This is a genomic window from Pedobacter sp. MC2016-14, assembly GCF_020991475.1.
Lineage (GTDB): Bacteria > Bacteroidota > Bacteroidia > Sphingobacteriales > Sphingobacteriaceae > Pedobacter.
In genome coordinates this window covers 262,477-281,663 of sequence record NZ_JAJMPA010000002.1, presented here as the reverse complement: position 1 = coordinate 281,663, position 19,187 = coordinate 262,477, and the positions used below count along the sequence as shown (strand labels likewise).

General features: G+C 42.4%; 16 protein-coding genes. 8 read left to right on the top strand and 8 right to left on the bottom strand.

Annotated features, from left to right (window positions below):
- Window positions 1-3 precede the first annotated feature (3 nt).
- From LPB86_RS13535 to LPB86_RS13510, 6 genes are all read right to left on the bottom strand, one after another.
- The gene (locus LPB86_RS13535; protein WP_230644794.1) at window positions 4-951 is read right to left on the bottom strand and encodes an AraC family transcriptional regulator; all 948 of its coding nucleotides are present in this window, start codon (window positions 949-951) and stop codon (window positions 4-6) included.
- 15 nt (window positions 952-966) lie between these two features.
- Window positions 967-2,061 (bottom strand): efflux RND transporter periplasmic adaptor subunit, encoded by a 1,095-nt coding sequence (locus LPB86_RS13530; RefSeq protein WP_230644793.1) that lies wholly within the window; start codon window positions 2,059-2,061, stop codon window positions 967-969.
- Window positions 2,058-5,336, bottom strand: a complete 3,279-nt coding sequence (locus LPB86_RS13525; protein WP_230644791.1) for an efflux RND transporter permease subunit — start codon at window positions 5,334-5,336, stop codon at window positions 2,058-2,060. The genes LPB86_RS13530 and LPB86_RS13525 overlap by 4 nt, the downstream gene beginning before the upstream one ends.
- 14 nt (window positions 5,337-5,350) lie before the next feature.
- Complete coding sequence (locus LPB86_RS13520) at window positions 5,351-6,751, bottom strand: TolC family protein (RefSeq protein WP_230644789.1); 1,401 nt, start codon at window positions 6,749-6,751, stop codon at window positions 5,351-5,353.
- Window positions 6,752-6,849: 98 nt separating this feature from the next.
- Complete coding sequence (locus tag LPB86_RS13515; protein ID WP_230644787.1) at window positions 6,850-8,067, bottom strand: glycoside hydrolase family 88 protein; 1,218 nt, start codon at window positions 8,065-8,067, stop codon at window positions 6,850-6,852.
- A 43-nt stretch (window positions 8,068-8,110) separates the two neighbouring features.
- On the bottom strand, window positions 8,111-8,902 hold the full coding sequence (locus tag LPB86_RS13510) for a TerC family protein (protein WP_230644785.1): 792 nt from the start codon (window positions 8,900-8,902) through the stop codon (window positions 8,111-8,113).
- Window positions 8,903-9,024: 122 nt separating this feature from the next.
- On the opposite strand from LPB86_RS13510, the gene LPB86_RS13505 reads away from it, so the two are divergent.
- From LPB86_RS13505 to LPB86_RS13470, 8 genes are read left to right on the top strand one after another with little or no spacing between them, the layout of a single operon-like run.
- Window positions 9,025-11,442: a heavy metal translocating P-type ATPase metal-binding domain-containing protein gene (locus LPB86_RS13505; RefSeq protein ID WP_230644783.1), complete on the top strand. Its 2,418-nt coding sequence runs from the start codon at window positions 9,025-9,027 to the stop codon at window positions 11,440-11,442.
- On the top strand, window positions 11,439-11,633 hold the full coding sequence (ccoS, locus tag LPB86_RS13500; protein ID WP_230644780.1) for a cbb3-type cytochrome oxidase assembly protein CcoS: 195 nt from the start codon (window positions 11,439-11,441) through the stop codon (window positions 11,631-11,633). Before LPB86_RS13505 ends, ccoS begins: the two co-directional genes overlap by 4 nt.
- Before the next feature lie 16 nt (window positions 11,634-11,649).
- Complete coding sequence (ccoN, locus tag LPB86_RS13495) at window positions 11,650-13,761, top strand: cytochrome-c oxidase, cbb3-type subunit I (protein WP_230644778.1); 2,112 nt, start codon at window positions 11,650-11,652, stop codon at window positions 13,759-13,761.
- 11 nt (window positions 13,762-13,772) lie between these two features.
- On the top strand, window positions 13,773-13,970 hold the full coding sequence (locus LPB86_RS13490; protein ID WP_230644776.1) for a hypothetical protein: 198 nt from the start codon (window positions 13,773-13,775) through the stop codon (window positions 13,968-13,970).
- The gene (locus tag LPB86_RS13485; RefSeq protein WP_230644774.1) at window positions 13,954-14,790 is read left to right on the top strand and encodes a cbb3-type cytochrome c oxidase N-terminal domain-containing protein; all 837 of its coding nucleotides are present in this window, start codon (window positions 13,954-13,956) and stop codon (window positions 14,788-14,790) included. The genes LPB86_RS13490 and LPB86_RS13485 overlap by 17 nt, the downstream gene beginning before the upstream one ends.
- Before the next feature lie 18 nt (window positions 14,791-14,808).
- Window positions 14,809-16,203, top strand: a complete 1,395-nt coding sequence (gene ccoG, locus LPB86_RS13480; protein WP_230644772.1) for a cytochrome c oxidase accessory protein CcoG — start codon at window positions 14,809-14,811, stop codon at window positions 16,201-16,203.
- A gap of 4 nt (window positions 16,204-16,207) precedes the next feature.
- Window positions 16,208-16,630: a FixH family protein gene (locus LPB86_RS13475; protein WP_230644770.1), complete on the top strand. Its 423-nt coding sequence runs from the start codon at window positions 16,208-16,210 to the stop codon at window positions 16,628-16,630.
- A complete protein-coding gene (locus tag LPB86_RS13470; RefSeq protein ID WP_230644768.1) occupies window positions 16,630-17,310 on the top strand; it encodes a sulfite exporter TauE/SafE family protein in 681 nt (226 codons plus the stop codon). The genes LPB86_RS13475 and LPB86_RS13470 overlap by 1 nt, the downstream gene beginning before the upstream one ends.
- Here LPB86_RS13470 and hemN read toward each other — a convergent pair whose 3' ends face one another.
- On the bottom strand, window positions 17,311-18,672 hold the full coding sequence (gene hemN / locus LPB86_RS13465; RefSeq protein ID WP_230644766.1) for an oxygen-independent coproporphyrinogen III oxidase: 1,362 nt from the start codon (window positions 18,670-18,672) through the stop codon (window positions 17,311-17,313).
- 10 nt (window positions 18,673-18,682) lie between these two features.
- Entirely contained in the window at window positions 18,683-19,126 is a 444-nt protein-coding gene (locus LPB86_RS13460) for a lactate dehydrogenase (RefSeq protein WP_230644764.1), read from the bottom strand.
- Window positions 19,127-19,187: the final 61 nt, after the last annotated feature.

Genomic DNA, 19,187 nt, shown 5'->3' with positions numbered 1-19,187 from the left:
CTACTATACCTTCCTGAACGCCTTCGGCGTACTTTGGGTTTGTTTTTTAAAGAAGATATTAAAGTTTGCAGGGTATTCAAATCCTAAACAATAGCCTATTTCAGAAATGTTCCATTCCGTGTACCGCAATAATGCAATAGCCTCATTCGCAATCCTTCTGGAAATGTGATCTGACGTAGTTTTACCCGTTACTTCCTTTACGGCATGGTTAAGGTGGTTGACATGCACAGAAAGTTTAGCCGCGAAATCATGCGCGGTTTTAAGTTCCACTACCCTGTCTGTAGAGTCAATTGGAAACTGTCGTTCCAATAAATCTATAAACTGTGATGCCAAACGAGCGGAGGCATTGGTGGGCTTGGAAGCCTCGTTAACAGGACAAATTTTTACGGCCTCATGTGTAAGCAAGTGAATATAGTTACGCAAAAGGTCAAATTTATGAATGTATTCCCCATCCATTTCCGCCATCATTTTTTTAAAGATCTCAGAAAAAACAGTAGCCTGTGCATCGCTGAGGTGGATGACCGGATGATCTTTGATTCTCGAAAATAAAGTTTCCCGCAAGGTTTCGTTTCTGTTCCGGATAAAATTCTCCGTGAATAAACAAAAATAGCCCGACTGCGCTTCAGAACCCGCCTGCCAATGGTAAGGCACGTCAGGATTCGTGAGCAATAACGCCGGACCGTCAACCACAATTTGCTGGTCCGGATAAAAGAGGATTCCCTCGCCTATAACCAACGAGATTTTGTAGTAGTCTTTGCGGTTATAAGATACCGGACCTGTAGAGCCACAGTTCCCCCTCGTAAAGACATTAAAGTGCCCTACATCATAAAGTGTATCCAGGCTCGGTATGGTTAAGCCCGGTCGGTTTAAACTAAGATTTTCGTAAAACTCCTGAACAGACTCTGCTTTTTTCACTTTGTAAATTTCAAGATTTTTAAACGTCTTTTCCATAGCCGGATTGTAATATTACAGCTTGATTACATCACCATTGTGAATTTCCTCATTCGCTTTTTTGATCAGGCTGATGCCTTGCGTAAGATTTCCGAAGATTTCTATCTGTCCATCAAGTTCCCTGCCCGTGGTTACATTGATGTGTTTTGCTTTACCATCCACTACGCCAATCACAAAAATTCCTTCGGCAGAATTGACCAGTGCAGTTTTAGGGATCACAAAACTGCTGTCTTTAGGATTTAAAGGCAGGATCACTTCAGCAACCATTCCTGGCAAGAGTCTTTTCCCTTTATTGTCTACATCCATTTCTACACGCTCAGAACGTAACCTCAAATCCAGTGCGCCTGCCAGTCTTTGTATTTTAGCCGAAAATGTATCGGGCAAAGATTTTACAGTAAAATTCATTTCATCTCCTTTATTAAGGTAACTGGTATAAATTTCAGGCACTGCTACAGACAAACGGAGTTTACCTTGTTCCTGTATAGTTAATAATGGTAAATCGGAACCTTTACCTGCAGGGCCTACATATGCCCCTAAGTTGATGTTCCTTGCAGAAATGACCCCACTAAAAGGCGCGCGGATTTCAAGGTAGCCCCTCATGATCCCCACTTCTTTGGAAGTAGCTACTGCAGCCTGATATTGTGCATAATCAGAATTCTTCCGGGCAGTGGCCTGGTCAAGGTCATTTTTCGAGATGGTACCGGGTGTTTTACTGGTTTCGTAAATACGCGTGTAGTTGCTTTTGCTGGCTTCATAAATGGCTTGCATGGCTTTCAGCCTGGATTCTGCCGCAGACAGCTGTGAGCTGATTTCCGGAGCTTCAAGTACCATTAATAATTGTCCCTTTGTTACCTGAGTACCAATATCTACCTTCAAATCCTTCACAAAACTGCTCACTTTAGCGTAGATATCTACCTGCTGAAAACTAATGAGCTCTGCAGGCATTCTTAGCTGGGTACTTAGTTTCTGTTTTTGAAGCGAAAAAGTTTCTACTTTAGGTTCGTCAGCTACCGGTGCTTCTTTTTTTGGTTCAGAACTGCAACTGGATAGCGCTGTGGCAGCGGATAGGAGGAATAAGGAATATACAATGCTTTTTTTTAATGGTTTCATTTTTCAGGAATTAAAGAAGATATGTAATGGATACTTTCGGCGTCTTCCGGATCCAGGGAAACGGATGCTGTACTGGTTTTGGCTTGTGCCCATGAAAAAATCAGTGGCAAGATTAACAACACGGTAAAGGTAGAAAAAATCAATCCCCCGATTACCGCACGGCCCAATGGTGAAATCTGATCGCCGCCTTCCCCATGACCAATGGCCATGGGCAGCATTCCGGCAATCATGGCTATACTGGTCATGATAATTGGCCTTAACCTTAAACCTGCGGCTTCCCTTGCAGATTGAAGGGCATTACCATTGTGCTTTCGTAATTGTTCTGCATTGGTGATCAGCAAAACGGCATTCGCAATGGATACACCTACCGACATGATGATCCCCATATAAGATTGCAGATTGAGTGTTGATCCAGTAGCCAGCAACATCAGTAATGAACCCAGCACCACCGCCGGAACTGTAGTTAAAATAACCATAGATACTTTGAAGGACTGGAAATTTGCAGACAACATCAGGAAGATCACCACAATTGCAATCATCAGGCCCGTTTGCAGACTTCCCAATGTTTCTTCCAGAACCACACTCAATCCAATTGGATTGATGAATGTACCACGGGGCAACTCGCCCAACTCAGCAATGATCTTTTTAGTATCCTCTGCCGCTATACCCAAATCTACCTGATGGATATTTGCAGTAACAGTGATGTAAGGCATAGCCCCCAGGTTGTCATTTTCACCGGGTGTGGTTGAAGGTGTAAGCGTGGCCACATCACTCAACACCGGACGCTGAGAATTTTTAAGCAAAGGGATTTCCTCAATGTCATTTTTGCTTTTCATCTGGTTTAGCGGCACCTGTACCTGCACATTGTAAGACAACCCCGCTTTCTCATCTATCCAGGTATTTTTTTCTGTATAACGGGAGGAGGAAGTGGAAGCTATCAGCGAACGCGAAATGTCGTTCATATCCACACCAACCTGTGCAGCGGCGGTACGATCTATCGTAATGTCTAGTGCCGGATAGTGGAGCGATTGCCCAATCTGTACATCCCGGAAGTAAGGGACCTGGTTCATTTTCGCAATAATTTTATTGGCATATTGCTCATTTACTTTTTTATTTTTCCCTGCTATCCTGATTTCAATTGGTGTTGGCGAACCCTGGCTCAAAACTTTATCTGTTAGTTCAATGGGTTCAAAGGATAATTTCACATCTGGAAGGATTTTATGTACCTGATGTCTGAATTCATCTTTAAATTCATCCATATCTGCATGATAGTCTTTTAAGCTAATCTGAAAAACAGCTTCATGAGAACCAGCCATAAAAAGATAGATGGGTGAAACTGAAAACAATGCAGGGTGCTGACCAATATAAATCGAAGAAATCCCAATATGTTCTTTGCCCACTTTTTTCTCCAGTTCCCGCAAAATCAGTTTCGCTTTTTCCTCCGTCCGTTCTAAACGGGTACCATCAGGAGCCCGCATCCGCAGCTGAAACTGGCTGGAATTTACCTTTGGAAATACATCCTTACCAATAACACCGATCAGGATAACTGCAATCAGGGTGATCCCGATCAGGTAAACCAGGCTAACTACCTTTTTGAAACGGAAAAGTCCATCCAGCAAGTGCATAAACCGCAGCCTGAATTTTTCAAATAAAGAAAGCTTACTGTCATTGTTAAAGTCTTCCCGCTGAACCAGCATTTTCTTCTGGTTCAGCGTATCCTTTTCAGATTCCGCTGTGATTCCTGAATCATTAAACTCAGCCTCATCATCTGTGATCCCGCTGGCATGGGCATGTTTGGGATGTGCTTTCATCAACCAGTTTGCCATGATGGGCACAAAAGTTTGCGACAGCAGGAAAGAAAGAATCATAGAAAAACCGATAGCGAGTGCGAGCGGTAAAAACAAGGCTCCCGGAATACCAACCATGGTAAAAGCTGGTGCAAAAACAGCCAGGATACACAATAAGATGAGCAATTTAGGCAAGGCAATTTCTTTACAGGCATCCCAAATGGCCAATGCCTTGGGTTTGCCCATATCCAGGTGCTGGTGGATATTTTCTATGGTTACCGTACTTTCATCTACGAGGATCCCGATGGCCAGTGCAAGACCACTGAGCGACATTAAATTGATGGTTTGGCCAAATAATTTCAGAAACAATACCCCCGATATAATGGAAATAGGAATAGTGAGGATCACAATAAATGCAGCCCTTTTATCACCCAAGAACAACAAAACCATTAAGCCAGTTAGTACGGCACCGATGATCCCCTCGGTAATGAGACTCTTTACAGAGTTGATGACATACACAGATTGATCAAATTCATAACTCAGGGAAACATCCTCGGGCAGGGTGCTCTGAATTTTTGAAAGGTTCTTTTTTAAATTCTGTACCACATCCCAGGTAGAAGCATCTCCAGCTTTAGCAATACTGATGTAAACAGAACGTTTACCATTCACCAGGGCATATCCCGCTGTAATATCCGCACCATCTTTTACCGTGGCCACATCGCCTATGGTTAGGTTTTGCACCCCCCCTTTAAACAAAGGAATCTTCTCGAAATCCTTTACTTCTTTAATGGTATTGTTGGTTGGGGTAAGGTAGTTTTTATCCCCTATCCGTACGTTTCCTGAAGGCGCGGTCTGGTTATTGAGCTTTATGGCTTCTACAATCTGATCTGGTGTCAAATTGTGCGAACGCAATAAATCAGGATTTACATTAATTTCAATCGTTCTGGGGCTCCCGCCAAATGGAGGTGGCGACAATAAACCCGGGATGGATGTAAATGAAGCACGCACGTAAACATTGGCCAAATCCTGAAGTTCGTTATTGGATTTTGTTTTAGAACTCAATACCAACTGTCCTACCGGTAATGAAGAAGCATCAAACCTGATGATAAAGGGCGGTTGGGAACCCGGGGGGAAACCAGCCTGAATCCTGTTTGAAAGCGCACCAATTTCTGCTGCTGCCTGCGCCATATTCGTATCCTCATAATAAGAGATTTTCATTAGCGTAAGGCCCTGCACATTTTTGGTTTCAATTGATTTTACCCCATTTGCAAAAAGCATGATGTTTACATAGTTTTTAGCAAAATAAGATTCCATCTGATCTGGCGTATACCCACCAAAAGGATGCGCAAGATAAATTACCGGAAGGTTCATTTTTGGCAAAATATCTACTTTAATGTCTTTAATAGCACCAATCCCAAAAAAGAACAGCCCTGCCACCAAAACAAGTATGGATATGGGTTTACGAAGTGCAAAACGGATTAAATTCATATGTGGTTTAGTACTTAAAATTCATTGATAAACAAGTTGTAGTCGCCCGCAGCCGCAGCTTTAAGCAATAAGGCCTGCCATACATTGGTATAGGCAATATCCCGGTCTGTCTCCGCACGGTTAAGGGCAAAAAGCGCCTGGGTTAGATCTGTAAGCGTAGTGAGTCCGTTTTTATACAGTACGCTTCTTTGCAGGTATGCCGCAGAGGCTGCACTAACCTGTATGGGCGCTTCATTATAATTGGCCATGGCGTTTTTAATTTTATTTTCTGCCAGTGCATATTGTGCATGAAGTTGTTGGTTTACCTGATCATATTCATCCTGCAAGCCTAAGCTGGTATATTTTTGCGCCTTTATTTGTGGACTGCTCCGCAAAATACTGGTCAGGTTCCAGGTCACCCCAATTCCAGCCAGGTAATTTCCACGGGTTGGATTGATGCCATCGCTGTAATTTCTGGTCCATGAATTCTGGTTGGTTCCGTAATCAGCGCCGAAACCAGAAGCCCTGCCCTGAAAAATGCCAATCAAAGAAAAGGTGGGGTAAGCCAGCTTTTTATAATAATGTACCTGCTGATTGCTCAGGTCAATTTTACTTTTGTAGTATTGCAATACAGGATGCGCCGTAAACTCCAGACCAGGCTGATCTGCTAAAATAGATTTCGGAATGTGGTTTATGGCGGCAGTATCTACCTTGAATGTGGTAGCCGTTATGCCCATTAAGATCCCAAGCCTATTGGCTTGTTCTTGTTCCAGATCACGTGCTTTGGTTAACGCAATTTTGGCATTCGAAACTTCGGCGTTTGCAAGCGCAGAATCTACGCCGGCAATTAATCCGTTCGCAGCTCTTATGGTGGCATTATTTTTAAAGATCATGGCCCGCTCCAGATTTTTCTCCTGAGACCGGGTTAGTCTTTGTGCAGCAAGTAAATTAAGGTAGGCTGCAGAAACCCTGATCCGGTGTTGAAACAGCTCCTGGTTCAGGTCGTTCAGGTCTCTTTTCAGAATTTCTTTAGCAATATTAATTCTTTCTTTGGTACGGCCGAAAGTAAAGAAATCCCAATTTACATTACTTAAATACAATGCACCAAAAGCAGCATTCCAATTTTGATTTGCCAGTGCGGGTCCCGAAGATGCTGTGCTTAAACCAGGACCTAATGGAGCCATTGGACCATTTTGTCCATTGATGGTTCCATAATCTTGTTGTGCAGCGAGGGAGAAATTAGGAAGGTATTCTCTTTTTGCTTGTTTTACACCCTCTTTTGAAGCCGATACATAATTAATTTTGGCTTTTACCGCACCATAGTTGACCAAAGCCGTGTCAATTGCATCTTTTAAACTTAAAGTTTGTGCTTTTAGTGGAGAGAAAGAGATAAAGCAGAGACAAAAAACAGATAAACAGAGATATTTACGCAGCATAATTTTTGTTTTACTGCGCAAATGTATCTGCTTGTTGGAATACTCTGGATATTTACATCAAATGAAAAATTATGCAATTCAAAGAACACACAAACTTGTTACTTTGTAAACTGCTTTTTGAGCCTTATTAGGCACTCTACATAATAATAATCAGCATAAGACAATGCTACATCTACCTCCGATTTGGCAGGCAAGTGCCCTACACTATGCATCAGCAAAAAGCCACCGTAGGTACCTGGTTTTGCTTTGTAAGCCGGAGAAGCCAGCGTATGGACAATTTCTTTTGCTGTATTTAAATACCTGGCCGATGCTTGTCCAGTTGTGTAGCCGGCCAGTTCAATCCAGGCAGAAGCCATCACCGCTGCTGCAGAGGCATCACGGGGTGCATTTGGAATGTTCGGTGCATCAAAATCCCAGTAAGGAATTTTATCTTTTGGTAAGCGGGGATGGTTAAGAATAAAAGACGAAATATTTTTAGCCTGTTCCAGGTATTTCTTGTTTTTAGTTGCTCTGTACATCAGCGTATAGCCATATAATCCCCATGCCTGTCCCCTTGCCCATGCAGAAGCATCCGCATAGCCCTGATGGGTTTTTTGCTGTTTAACCGCTCCTGTAGTACCATCATAATTTACCACATGGTAAGAAGAGTAATCTTTTCTGAAATGATTTTTCAAAGTATGGTCAGCATGGGTAACCGCAATTTTATAGTAGCTGGAATCACCTGTTGCTTGAGTGGCCCAAAATAAAAGTTCAAGGTTCATCATGTTGTCTATGATTACAAGATATTCTGAGGGGTCTTTGGAATTCCATGACTTAATTAAGCCCACTTTTGGGTCAAAGCGGCTCGCCAATGACCTCGCGCTGTTGATGAGCACCTCTTTATAGGCCGCAGTATGCGCAATTCTATATGCGTTGCCAAAGCTGCAATACATCATAAAACCCAGATCGTGCGTGTCTTTATTAAATTCCTCTTTCTTTAGGTCCGCAAGCTTGCCTATTGCTGCCTTTAAGGTAGCAGGGTCTTTTGTACCTTCGTAAAGGTACCATAACGTACCTGGGTAAAAGCCACTGCACCACCATTCTGATGCGCTTGTAGCAAGGGAATCATTTTTAGGAAAGTACGCTTTAGGAAATCTGTCTGCTTTAGTATTTGCAGTCAGGTATTTGTACTGTTTCACAGCATCAGAAAGTTCCGTATTGATAAATTTAACTTCTGCTGCAGTATTGCTTTTACGTTGCTGGGCAAAGCTGACAAAAGGCATAAAAACCGTTGCTGCACACAGAAGGCCATTTAAGATGTAATTTTTAAAGTTCATAAGATATTTGGTTAGTGTTGATTACGTGATTATTCTTGAGGCCTTATTCCTCTGTGTTCGTAATATGGCGTTTTGGAAAGTTAAATAAAAGCGAGCTGATTACAGGAACGGCAAATACGCATACGGTAAAAATAGAAACAAACAAATCTGTTTTTTCACTTTCAAGGATATGTGAGATTGGGGATTCCGGATAAAAATGAGTCACAAGTGAAGAACTGAGTTTAAGTCCTAACACACCGATCACAATAAAGGCCGCTGTTTCCAAAAAAGTAAATTTCTCCATCAGTTTTACAAAAGCCTGGGCAACAAACCTCATCGCCAGGATCCCGATAAATACGCCGATGTAGATCAGCCAGATATGGTCTGTAAAAGCAACCGCGGCAAATACATTGTCTATAGAAAAAGCAAGGTCCATAACTTCTACCAAAGCCACTGTAGCCCAAAAATTTCCTACCAGGCCAACAGTAGAGCGGTAAATCCAGCTTTTCGCCTTATCCACTACAGGCTCTTCCTCTTCTTTTATCTTCGCTTTATTTCTCTTTTTAAGTAAAAAATCTATAGCCAGGTACAGCAAATAAAAACCACCAAGCGGCTTTAACCACCAGATGGTAACCAGCCATGCTGCAAGGAACAGACAGATCCCACGAAAAACGTAGGCCCCGATGATGCCATATTTTAAAGCTTTTTCACGCTGATCTTTCGGTAAATCCATCACCATAGTAGCCAATACTGCGGCATTATCTACTGAAAGTAAGCTTTCAATGACGATAAGGTTAAGGATAATTAAAAGCCCAGCCTGAATATCATCACCTAAAATTGTATGCAAAAAGTCCATCCTTGATTCGATCTAAATTCTTCAAATATAATTAAAAAAGTGATTAAGGTCACGCTTTAGGACGGCTTCCATCATTTTTAAAACAACCCCTAAGCGGCACTTTTGAGGCAATAAAGATTTATATGTTAAAGCCAGCAACCACGTCCGCCCAAACTCAATGTTACCACTGTGGAGATGACCTTCCGGCAAATCCATTTGTACTGGAAAGCAAGCAATTCTGCTGCGTTGGCTGTCAGGGTGTTTACCAGATATTGAGCAAAAATGATCTTTGCAGCTATTATGCCTATAATGATGTACCGGGACAAACGCAAAAGCATCAGGAAAAACATTTTGAATACCTGGATGAGGAAAGCATAGCCGCCGGATTAGTTGACTATAAAGATGAAAAAACAACGGTAATTACGCTGTACATTCCGGCTATACATTGCAGCTCCTGCATTTGGCTGCTTGAGAACCTTTATAAAATTAATCCTTCTATTGTACAATCACGGATTGACTTTCTAAAGAAACAAGTAACCATCACCTATAGAAATACAGAGGTTTCCTTGCGGGGTGTAGTAGAAACGCTGGCCGCAATTGGATATGAGCCTTTAATCAGCTTACAGGATGTGATTAAAGAACAAAAGTCAGGAAATGCAGACCGGGGACTGATCACAAAAATTGCCGTGGCGGGTTTTTGCTTTGGCAATGTCATGCTGCTTAGTTTTCCCGAGTATTTTGGACTAGCAAGCTTTGAGCAACAGTTTAAAGACTTTTTTGGTTGGCTTAACCTGGCATTTTCCGTTCCCGTGTTACTCTACAGCAGTCGTGACTATTTTATTTCAGCATGGAAAAATCTTAAAGTAAAAAATTTAAACCTGGATTTCCCGCTGGCATTGGGTATCGCCGTCATGTTTATCCGTTCTGCCATAGAAATCATTACGCATACGGGTGCGGGCTTTGTGGATACCTTATGTGCCCTTGTATTTTTTCTGCTCATTGGCAAATGGATGCAACAGCACACCTATCACTATCTTTCATTTGAAAGGGACTACAGGTCCTATTTCCCTGTGGCCGTTACCCGGATTAAAAACGGAATAGAAAAACCTGCTCCTTTAAGTGAATTAAGGATTGGCGACCGGATGCTGGTGCGCAGCGGAGAGATTATTCCCGCCGATGCCATTCTGCTAAAAGGTGAATCTAAAATAGATTTCAGCTTTGTTACCGGAGAATCCTTACCGGTAGAGAAAGTTTTGGGTGAAGTTGTATATGCCGGCGGCAGACAATTGGCCGGGGCCATTGAACTTGAAGTTGTAAAACCAGTTTCACAAAGCTACCTGACAAAGCTGTGGAACAACGAAACTTTTGGATCTAAACAAAGAGAAATCAAGACATTTAGTGATACGGTGAGCAAATACTTTAGCTATGTTTTACTACTTATTGCCTTTGGTGCTGCAGCTTACTGGCTTTTTAACCATGATTTAAATAAAGCAGTAGCGGCTTTTACAGCCGTGCTGATTATTGCCTGTCCTTGTGCGCTTGCGCTCAGTTCCCCTTTCACACTTGCAGCGGTACTTAGCATTTTTGATAAAAATAAATTTTACCTTAAAAGCACCGCTGTAGTAGAGGAACTGGCCAGGATAAACACCTTTGTATTTGATAAAACCGGTACAATAACCAATCCGGATGCAGAAAAACTCATCTTTATCAAAGGAGATCAGCAGCAAACAGAATTGCCTTTATCTCAACAGCAAATGATCGCTGACTTAGCAAGAAATTCAGGACATCCCTTAAGCCGGGAATTGCTGAGGCTGCTTGATCTGTCAAAAAAATATCCCACAGATGCTTTCAGGGAAAAAATTGGAAGGGGCATCAGTGGCCGGGTGAATAACAATATCGTGAAATTGGGAAGTTCCACTTTTATTGGCCTGCCACTGATCAACTCTCCAAAAGGAAGTACTATACATGTGATGATCAACGATGAATATATTGGTTATTTTCTATTTAAACAGCAATGGCGCAAGGGTTTCAAAGAATTGATTTTTAAACTGGCAAAAAAGGCAGACCTGCATTTGCTCTCCGGCGATCAGGACCATGACAAAGAAAGCCTGATTCCATTTTTTCCAAGTCTGCAACAGATGCATTTTAAGCAATCTCCACAAAACAAGCTGGATTACATTTTAAAACTTCAACATACAGGAAAGAAAGTATTGATGTGCGGTGATGGGTTAAATGATGCCGGCGCATTAAAACAAAGTGATCTCGGTGTGGCGGTAACCGACAATGTAAACAATTTTTCACCGGGTTGTGATGCCATCCTGGATGCGGAAGGTTTCGCAAAATTGCCTCAGTTTCTGCAACAGGCCAAAGACGCCGTTAAGGTAATCCATATGAGTTTCGGCATCTCTGTACTTTACAATATTGTGGGGTTCTCCTTTGCGGTACAGGGCATTTTATCACCCTTAATTGCGGCCATCCTGATGCCTTTGAGCACTGCTACCATTATTCTTTTCACCAGCATTGCCACACGTTGGTATGCCCATAAAAACCACTTGTTATGAACATGATCTTTTTATTGATAGGCCTGAGTATTTTCCTGGCCCTGATGTTTTTACTGGCCTTTTTCTGGGCCAGCCGAACGGGGCAGAACGATGATACCTGTACGCCGGCAATCCGCATCTTATTTGAGGATACACAAAAGCCCGCTGAGCCGGACGCTGATTCTATATTACCACAACAAACCATCCGTTAACTTTTGAATTTTTAGCATGACTGAGAAATTTTATTACGACAACAAGATCGTCAGGAACTTTGCTATCGCCACCATTGTTTGGGGCATAGTAGGTATGACGGTGGGCCTGCTGGTTGCCATGCAGCTTTTTAAACCTGCACTCAACATGGGCTCGCAATACACCACTTTTGGCCGCATCCGTCCATTGCATACCAATGCAGTAATTTTTGCTTTTGTAGGCAATGCCATTTTTATGGGCGTTTATTATTCACTTCAGCGGTTACTTAAAGCCCGCATGTTCAGCGATGCACTTAGTTCTATCCACTTTTGGGGCTGGCAATTAATTATTGTAGCTACTGCTATTACGCTTCCACTGGGGCTTACTACAGCACATGAGTATGCCGAAATGGAATGGCCTATTGATATCGCCATCACGCTAATTTGGGTAGTATTTGGGATCAACATGTTTGGAACCATCATTAAAAGAAGGGAAAAACACATGTATGTAGCCATCTGGTTTTACATAGCTACATTTGTGACAGTAGCAGTACTGCACATTACCAATTCCATTCAGCTCCCTATTTCTGCTTTCAAAAGTTACTATTTGTATGCAGGTGTACAAGATGCGCTGGTACAATGGTGGTACGGACACAATGCGGTGGCATTTTTCCTGACTACACCTTACCTGGGGATGATGTATTACTACTTGCCTAAGATGGCCGGCAGACCAGTATATTCTTACAAACTGAGTATCCTGCACTTTTGGTCGCTGATTTTCATCTACATTTGGGCCGGTCCGCACCATTTGTTATATACTTCCTTACCAGGTTGGGCACAATCTTTAGGCGTAGCTTTTTCTATTATGCTGATTGCACCAAGCTGGGGAGGCATGATCAATGGCTTGTTAACCCTTCGTGGTGCCTGGGATAAAGTAAGGGAAGATCCTAAGCTCAAATTTATGGTGGTGGGTATTACCGCCTATGGTATGGCCACATTTGAAGGCCCCATGCTGGCTTTAAAACAGATCAATGCTATAGCGCACTATACCGATTGGATAGTAGCTCACGTACATGTGGGTGCATTGGGCTGGAACGGATTTTTAACTTTCGGGATTCTTTACTGGCTAATTCCAAGAATTTTCAATACTAATTTGTATTCTAAAAAGCTGGCATCATTCCATTTCTGGATAGGCACTTTGGGTATCATATTCTATGCCGTACCACTTTACTTTGCCGGTTTTACACAAGGTTTAATGTGGAAAGAATTTACTGCTGAAGGTGTATTGAAGTATCCAAACTTTCTGGAAACTGTGATTCAAATTATCCCGATGTATATGCTGAGGGCACTAGGTGGTGCATTATACCTGATTGGTGTAATTGTAATGACTTACAACCTTTACAAAACCATGGTATTGGGTAAACTGGTTGCCAATGAACCCGCAGAAGCGCAGGCACTAACAGCAGATTATGTAGCACAAGGCGCGGAGAAAAAATGGCACCGCGTACTGGAGCGTAAACCAATGGTATTTATGGTGCTCTCTCTTGTTGTGATCCTGATTGGCGGGATGATTGAAATGATGCCAACATTTACCATAAAATCTAACGTACCTACCATAAGCAGTGTAAAACCATATACGCCTTTAGAATTGCATGGTAGGGATGTATACATCCGTGAAGGTTGTGTAAACTGTCACTCGCAAATGATCAGGCCATTCCGTTCTGAAACGGAGCGTTATGGAGAATACAGTAAGGCAGGAGAATTCGTATACGATCATCCATTTTTATGGGGCTCCAAACGTACAGGACCAGACTTACAGCGCGAGGGTGGAAAATATGGCAATGCATGGCATTACAACCACCTTTATGATCCGCAGACGATGTCGCCGGGAAGTATTATGCCTCCGTACGAATGGTTAATTGACCAAACTTTGGATACTACCACTACAGTAGCTAAAATAAATGCCATGCGTACACTTGGTGTGCCCTACCCGGAAGGTTTTGAATATGAAGCCAATGCCAGACTTGATGAACAGGCGAAAGCCATTGCCGCAGACTTAAAGCAAAACAACATTAAAGTAAAGAGCGATAAGGAGATCATAGCCATCATTGCCTACCTGCAACGTTTGGGAACAGATATTAAAGCAAAATAAAACACAAGACTATGTTTAAGCAATTTTCAAATCTTATAGATGGCAAAGAAATTTATCTTTTAAGTTCTATGGGCATCTTCGTTGTCTTTTTTGTAGTGGTTGGCCTATTGTTGCTCACCATGAAAAAAGATGAAATTAAATACATGAGCGAACTACCATTAAACAGCGAACCTTCACCAAATCAAAATAACGATGAACGAGGCAGTTAACAGCGGCTGGTCAACCGGCAGTACTTCGGTAGATATTGTAATCGGCCTGATGCTGGTTACCGCAATTATCATTCTTTGTGTGTCTATACTGATGCTCAAAGTAATTAAATTTTACATCAAGGAATCAACCAACCCAACGCGTTTTGCTACACCGGAAGAAAAAGCCAGGTTAAAACAGGAGGAAGAGGCAGCATTGGCCTTAATTCCGAAAAAACCATCTATATGGAGCAAGCTGATGCAGCTTAAACCACTGGAGGAGGAAAAAGACCTGGTTATGGAGCATAAGTTTGATGGCATTGCAGAGCTTAACAATCCTACCCCAGCCTGGTTTATGGTTCTTTTTTATGCCACCATCATCTTTGCAATTGGCTACCTGTTAAACTACCACGTTTTTGGTACCGGTAAACTACAGGATGAAGAGTATGTGGTAGAGCTGGAACAAGCAGAGGAAGCCAAACTGGCATTTCTGGCCAACCCGGTGAATGCAGCAAGTGCGGTAAACGAAAACAACATCGAACTGAGTAAAGAGGATGCCGTGATTAAAAGCGGCGCAAGTTTATTCGCCAACCGTTGTACCCCATGTCATGGTGATCATGCCCAGGGAATTGTAGGGCCAAACCTTACCGATGAATACTGGCTGCATGGCGGCACGGTTAAAGAGGTATTCAAAACCATAAAATATGGTGTTCCTGAGAAAGGTATGATCGCCTGGGAAAAATCATTGAGCGCCCAGCAGATCGCAGACATTACAAACTATGTTTTGTCATTACAGGGCAGTAATCCTGCAGGTGCAAAAGCCCCGCAGGGAGATAAATTATAAGGTACAAGATCAATCAGCATGTCACAAGATCCGCAAAATTTCAGAAATCAGATTTCAACCGTTACAGATGACGGAAAAAAACGAAAATGGATTTATGCGAAGGTGATTAAAGGGCAATTGTACAAATATCGCTCCCTGCTAAGTTACTTTTTTCTGGTGCTGCTTTTTGCAGCACCATTTTTAAGGTTAAACGGGGAGCAGTTGGTTTTGCTCAATGTGCTGGAAAGAAAATTCGTTTTCTTTGGCATTGTATTCTGGCCCCAGGATTTTTACCTGTTTGTACTGGCCCTGCTAAGTTTTATTGTTTTTATTGTACTTTTTACGGTTGTATTTGGCCGTGTCTTTTGCGGTTGGGCATGCCCTCAAACCATCTTTATGGAGATGGTGTTCCGCAAAATTGAATACTGGATTGAGGGAGACAGCATTCAGCAAAAAAAGCTGGATGAGGGCCCCATGAACACAGAAAAAATCCTGAAGAAAACTTTCAAACACGTACTTTTTATAGGCATTTCATTTTTAATTGCCAATGTGTTCCTGGCCTACCTGATTGGTTCTGCGCAATTGTTAACGATCATCACTGAACCGCTGACACAGCACATCAGTGGCTTTTTGTCTATCTCTGTATTCACCACCGTATTTTATCTGGTATTTTCCAGAATGCGGGAATTGGTTTGTACCGTAGCCTGTCCGTACGGAAGATTACAGGGGGTACTGCTGGACAACCAGACCATATTGGTTGCCTATGATTATATCCGGGGAGAACCCCGGGGTAAAAGAAAGCGGGAAGAGAACCCAAAAGGCGATTGTATTGATTGTAAATTGTGTGTTCAGGTATGCCCTACCGGCATCGACATCCGGAACGGCACACAAATGGAATGTATCAATTGTACGGCTTGCATAGATGCCTGCGATATGGTGATGGAAAAAATTAACAGGCCGCTCCGCTTGATTGGTTTTAAATCTGAAGACGAAATTAAAAATAAACAGGGCTTTAAACTCAGCAAACGGATCTATGGCTATAGTGCGGTGCTGCTGGTGCTCATCGGCACCTTAAGCTTTTTGCTCATCAACCGCAGTGAGGTTAAGGCGACCATATTAAGGGCAAGCGGAACACTTTACCAGTTACGAGATGAAACGCAGACAGTAAGTAACCTGTATAATGCGGAGCTGGTAAACAAAACCAGCCATAACCTCAAGTTTGAGATTATTCCTGATGACCCTAAAGCCAAAATACAATATATAGAGAAGGAAGACAGCATTGCTTACGGAGGCAGTGTTAAGATGACCTTTTTCGTGATTTTACCCCTAAAATCAATTGAAAAATATAAAACAGGTTTAAGTTTCAAACTCGTTTCCGGGGGAAAGGTCATTGATCGGTTTGAAACCACATTTATTGCACCACCTAAAGACTAAAAATATGAACTGGGGAACAAAATTAATGATTGGAATGGGGCTTTTTATGGCTTTCATTATCGCACTGGGCACACTGATGATTCGCAGTAAAAGCGATGCATTGGTAGACAGCAACTATTATGAACGGGGTATCCATTATGATGAAGACTATCAGAAAAAAGAGCAGGTAAAAACAGACCATGCAGAGCCTGGACTTGCCATCAGCAATACCATTGTTGCACTAACCTTTAAAAGGCCGGCCACAGGTACGGTAAGGATGATGAGGCCTGCAGACAAACGACTGGACCGCACAGAACCGTTTAAAACGAATGCGCAGCAACAGTTAGAAATTCCGCTGCAACATTTTAGTAAAGGGCGCTGGAAGATAGAACTGGAGTGGCAAAGTGAGGGCAAATCTTATTTATATGAAAAAGAAATAAACCTGTAATGACAAATACCCACCTGGCTTTTATGATCGGCTTACTGGGCAGCATTCATTGTATAGGAATGTGTGGCCCGCTAGCCTTTGCTGTACCGGTGTTAAAACCAGGATGGAGATACCTGCTATGGGATAAGTTATCCTACCAAGCAGGGCGCATTATCAGCTATTGCATATTAGGCGTTGTAATCGGTATTCTCGGAAAGCAGATCTGGCTGGCTGGCCTGCAAAATGGTGTGAGCATTATGAGTGGATTGCTGATCTTACTAGCGGCAGCATCGCGGCTGTTTAATTTTAGTATTCGGACTAACAATTCAGTGCTGCTAAAACCTTTCTATAAACTTTTTAACTATGCGCTTAAGCACAAGGCCAATCATCTGATTATAGGAATGTTAAACGGTTTGCTGCCATGCGGATTCGTTTACCTTGCATTGGCAGGTGCGGTAAACACCGGTAGTATAACTGAGGCAGTTGAATACATGTTTTGGTTTGGCACGGGTACGGTACCATTGATGTTAATTGCCGGGATCAGCGCAGGTTTTACAGGCTTGGCTTTCAGGAGAAAGATCAACAAGATGCTGCCCTGGTTAATGATCTGCCTTGGAATTTGGTTTATTTTTAGGGGACTACAATTAGACATCCCCTATTTAAGTCCCGCTAAAAGCGGGACCATTACAGAATGTAGGTAACTAACCTGCCATACTAAACAATTGCGTTTGTGGCTGATTGGCCCAGAGCCTGCTGTCTAAAGCCATACATATATTTCTTAAAAACCTTTTCCCTGTTTCGGTTACCATCATTCCAGTATCTTCCAAAATAACCAAACCATCTGCTTCAATCAACTTCATCCTTTCCAATCCTGCTGCTAATGCCTTAGTTTGTGCCTCAGCCAAAGTCCAGGAAGTTTTGCCTTTACACATCAGGTTTAAGATGTGCATCCTGATGATTAAATCTTCTGCGTTTAAGATATGTCCCTTAAAGACCGGAAGCCTTCCGCTGTTTACAATTTCCAGGTATTCCTCCACCTTTTTAACATTTTGTGCAAAGGCACTCCAGCTGTCACTTATAGAGGAAACACCCAATCCAACCATCAATTTGCTGTATTGTTGTGTGTAGCCCATAAAATTGCGGTGTAAAAGACCTTCCAGAGCAGCTTTGTATAAACTATCCGTTACTAAGGTAAAATGATCCATACCCACTTCAACGTATCCGCCGGCTTTTAACATTTCGCGCCCCAATTCATACAGCTGTTGCTTTACTTCGGCAGAAGGCAGATCTTTTTCTGTGTACCTGCGCTGACCAGGTTTTACCCAGGGCACATGCGCATAACTATAAAATGCAATACGATCTGGTTTTAACTCCAACGTAGCGGTAATGGTTGCCGCAAGGCCCGCTATGGTTTGATGTGGCAAGCCATAAATCAAATCATAATTAATGGAATTGTAACCTTTACTCCTTGCGCTTTCTGTAACCCTGGCCACATCATCTACGCTTTGAATCCTGTTGATGACCAATTGCACCAGAGGATCAAAATCCTGCACGCCAAGGCTTAACCTTTTGAAGCCTAAATTATATAAGCTTTCTAAATGTTCATCAGTAGTATTGGCTGGATGTGCCTCAAAACCGAACTCAGCTTCGGCATGTAAAATGGCATCTTTAAGCAAACCTTTAATCAGGAATTCCAGATTTTCTGCACTAAAAAAAGTAGGTGTTCCACCACCAAGATGAAGTTCACGGATGATGGGTTGCCGGCCGAATATTTTAAGGTACATCGACCACTCTTTTAATACTGCTTTGAGATAAGGTTCTTCTACTTTATGGTTGCGCGTAATCCGGGTGTTACAGCCACAGTAGGTACAAAGACTTTCACAAAAAGGCAAATGGATATACAGACTAATGCCGTCCCTGCTATTGCTGTGGTTAAATGTACCACGTACTGCATGCAGCCATTTTTCTTCTTCAAAACCTTCAATATCCCAGTAAGGAACTGTTGGATAACTGGTGTACCGTGGCGCGGCTACATGATATTTTTCTATCAGTTTAGGATCCATAGCTGCTGGCTTAAATTTTGGAATGAACCTGATCACAAGATCTGGAGCATACGCATGCATTACCAAGGCATCTGTTTTGTTGCCATTTATCCAGATTTAAAATGGTTTCCCTGGCCAGGGCCATCGGCATTTCATCTGCAGCAACGGCCATCATGGCCACAGCAGGTACATTGGCTATTTTGATGTTTCTGGCAGCTGCAGCTTCCTGATCAATGTGAATGGTTGATGTTGAACGTGTAGCGATGTATTTTACGCCCATATCAGCAAGCTGATGGATGACCGCAGCAGAAACTACATCATCGGTAAATACAATTACTGCTTCCTTTCCCTCCGCATAATTTACAGTTTCTGCACCCAGTTGGTTGGAAATTAAGGTAATATCATGTTTTTTATGATTGGCTAAAGCCAAAGGTTCCTTTTCGAAGGACTTTATACTGTAGGCTACTACTCTCATGCTAATTGATTTACACAAAAATAGCTGCAAGCACAGCGCTAAGGAATGAGTGATATCACCA

Coding starts and splice junctions, on each gene's coding strand:
- LPB86_RS13515 (WP_230644787.1), bottom strand. CDS start 8,067: ATGAACTTTAAAAATTACATCTTAAATGGCCTTCTGTGTGCAGCAACG.
- ccoN (WP_230644778.1), top strand. CDS start 11,650: ATGACTGAGAAATTTTATTACGACAACAAGATCGTCAGGAACTTTGCT.
- LPB86_RS13520 (WP_230644789.1), bottom strand. CDS start 6,751: ATGCTGCGTAAATATCTCTGTTTATCTGTTTTTTGTCTCTGCTTTATC.
- LPB86_RS13510 (WP_230644785.1), bottom strand. CDS start 8,902: ATGGACTTTTTGCATACAATTTTAGGTGATGATATTCAGGCTGGGCTT.
- ccoG (WP_230644772.1), top strand. CDS start 14,809: ATGTCACAAGATCCGCAAAATTTCAGAAATCAGATTTCAACCGTTACA.
- LPB86_RS13475 (WP_230644770.1), top strand. CDS start 16,208: ATGAACTGGGGAACAAAATTAATGATTGGAATGGGGCTTTTTATGGCT.
- LPB86_RS13490 (WP_230644776.1), top strand. CDS start 13,773: ATGTTTAAGCAATTTTCAAATCTTATAGATGGCAAAGAAATTTATCTT.
- LPB86_RS13530 (WP_230644793.1), bottom strand. CDS start 2,061: ATGAAACCATTAAAAAAAAGCATTGTATATTCCTTATTCCTCCTATCC.
- LPB86_RS13525 (WP_230644791.1), bottom strand. CDS start 5,336: ATGAATTTAATCCGTTTTGCACTTCGTAAACCCATATCCATACTTGTT.
- LPB86_RS13485 (WP_230644774.1), top strand. CDS start 13,954: ATGAACGAGGCAGTTAACAGCGGCTGGTCAACCGGCAGTACTTCGGTA.
- LPB86_RS13470 (WP_230644768.1), top strand. CDS start 16,630: ATGACAAATACCCACCTGGCTTTTATGATCGGCTTACTGGGCAGCATT.
- LPB86_RS13505 (WP_230644783.1), top strand. CDS start 9,025: ATGTTAAAGCCAGCAACCACGTCCGCCCAAACTCAATGTTACCACTGT.
- LPB86_RS13535 (WP_230644794.1), bottom strand. CDS start 951: ATGGAAAAGACGTTTAAAAATCTTGAAATTTACAAAGTGAAAAAAGCA.
- LPB86_RS13460 (WP_230644764.1), bottom strand. CDS start 19,126: ATGAGAGTAGTAGCCTACAGTATAAAGTCCTTCGAAAAGGAACCTTTG.
- hemN (WP_230644766.1), bottom strand. CDS start 18,672: ATGGATCCTAAACTGATAGAAAAATATCATGTAGCCGCGCCACGGTAC.
- ccoS (WP_230644780.1), top strand. CDS start 11,439: ATGAACATGATCTTTTTATTGATAGGCCTGAGTATTTTCCTGGCCCTG.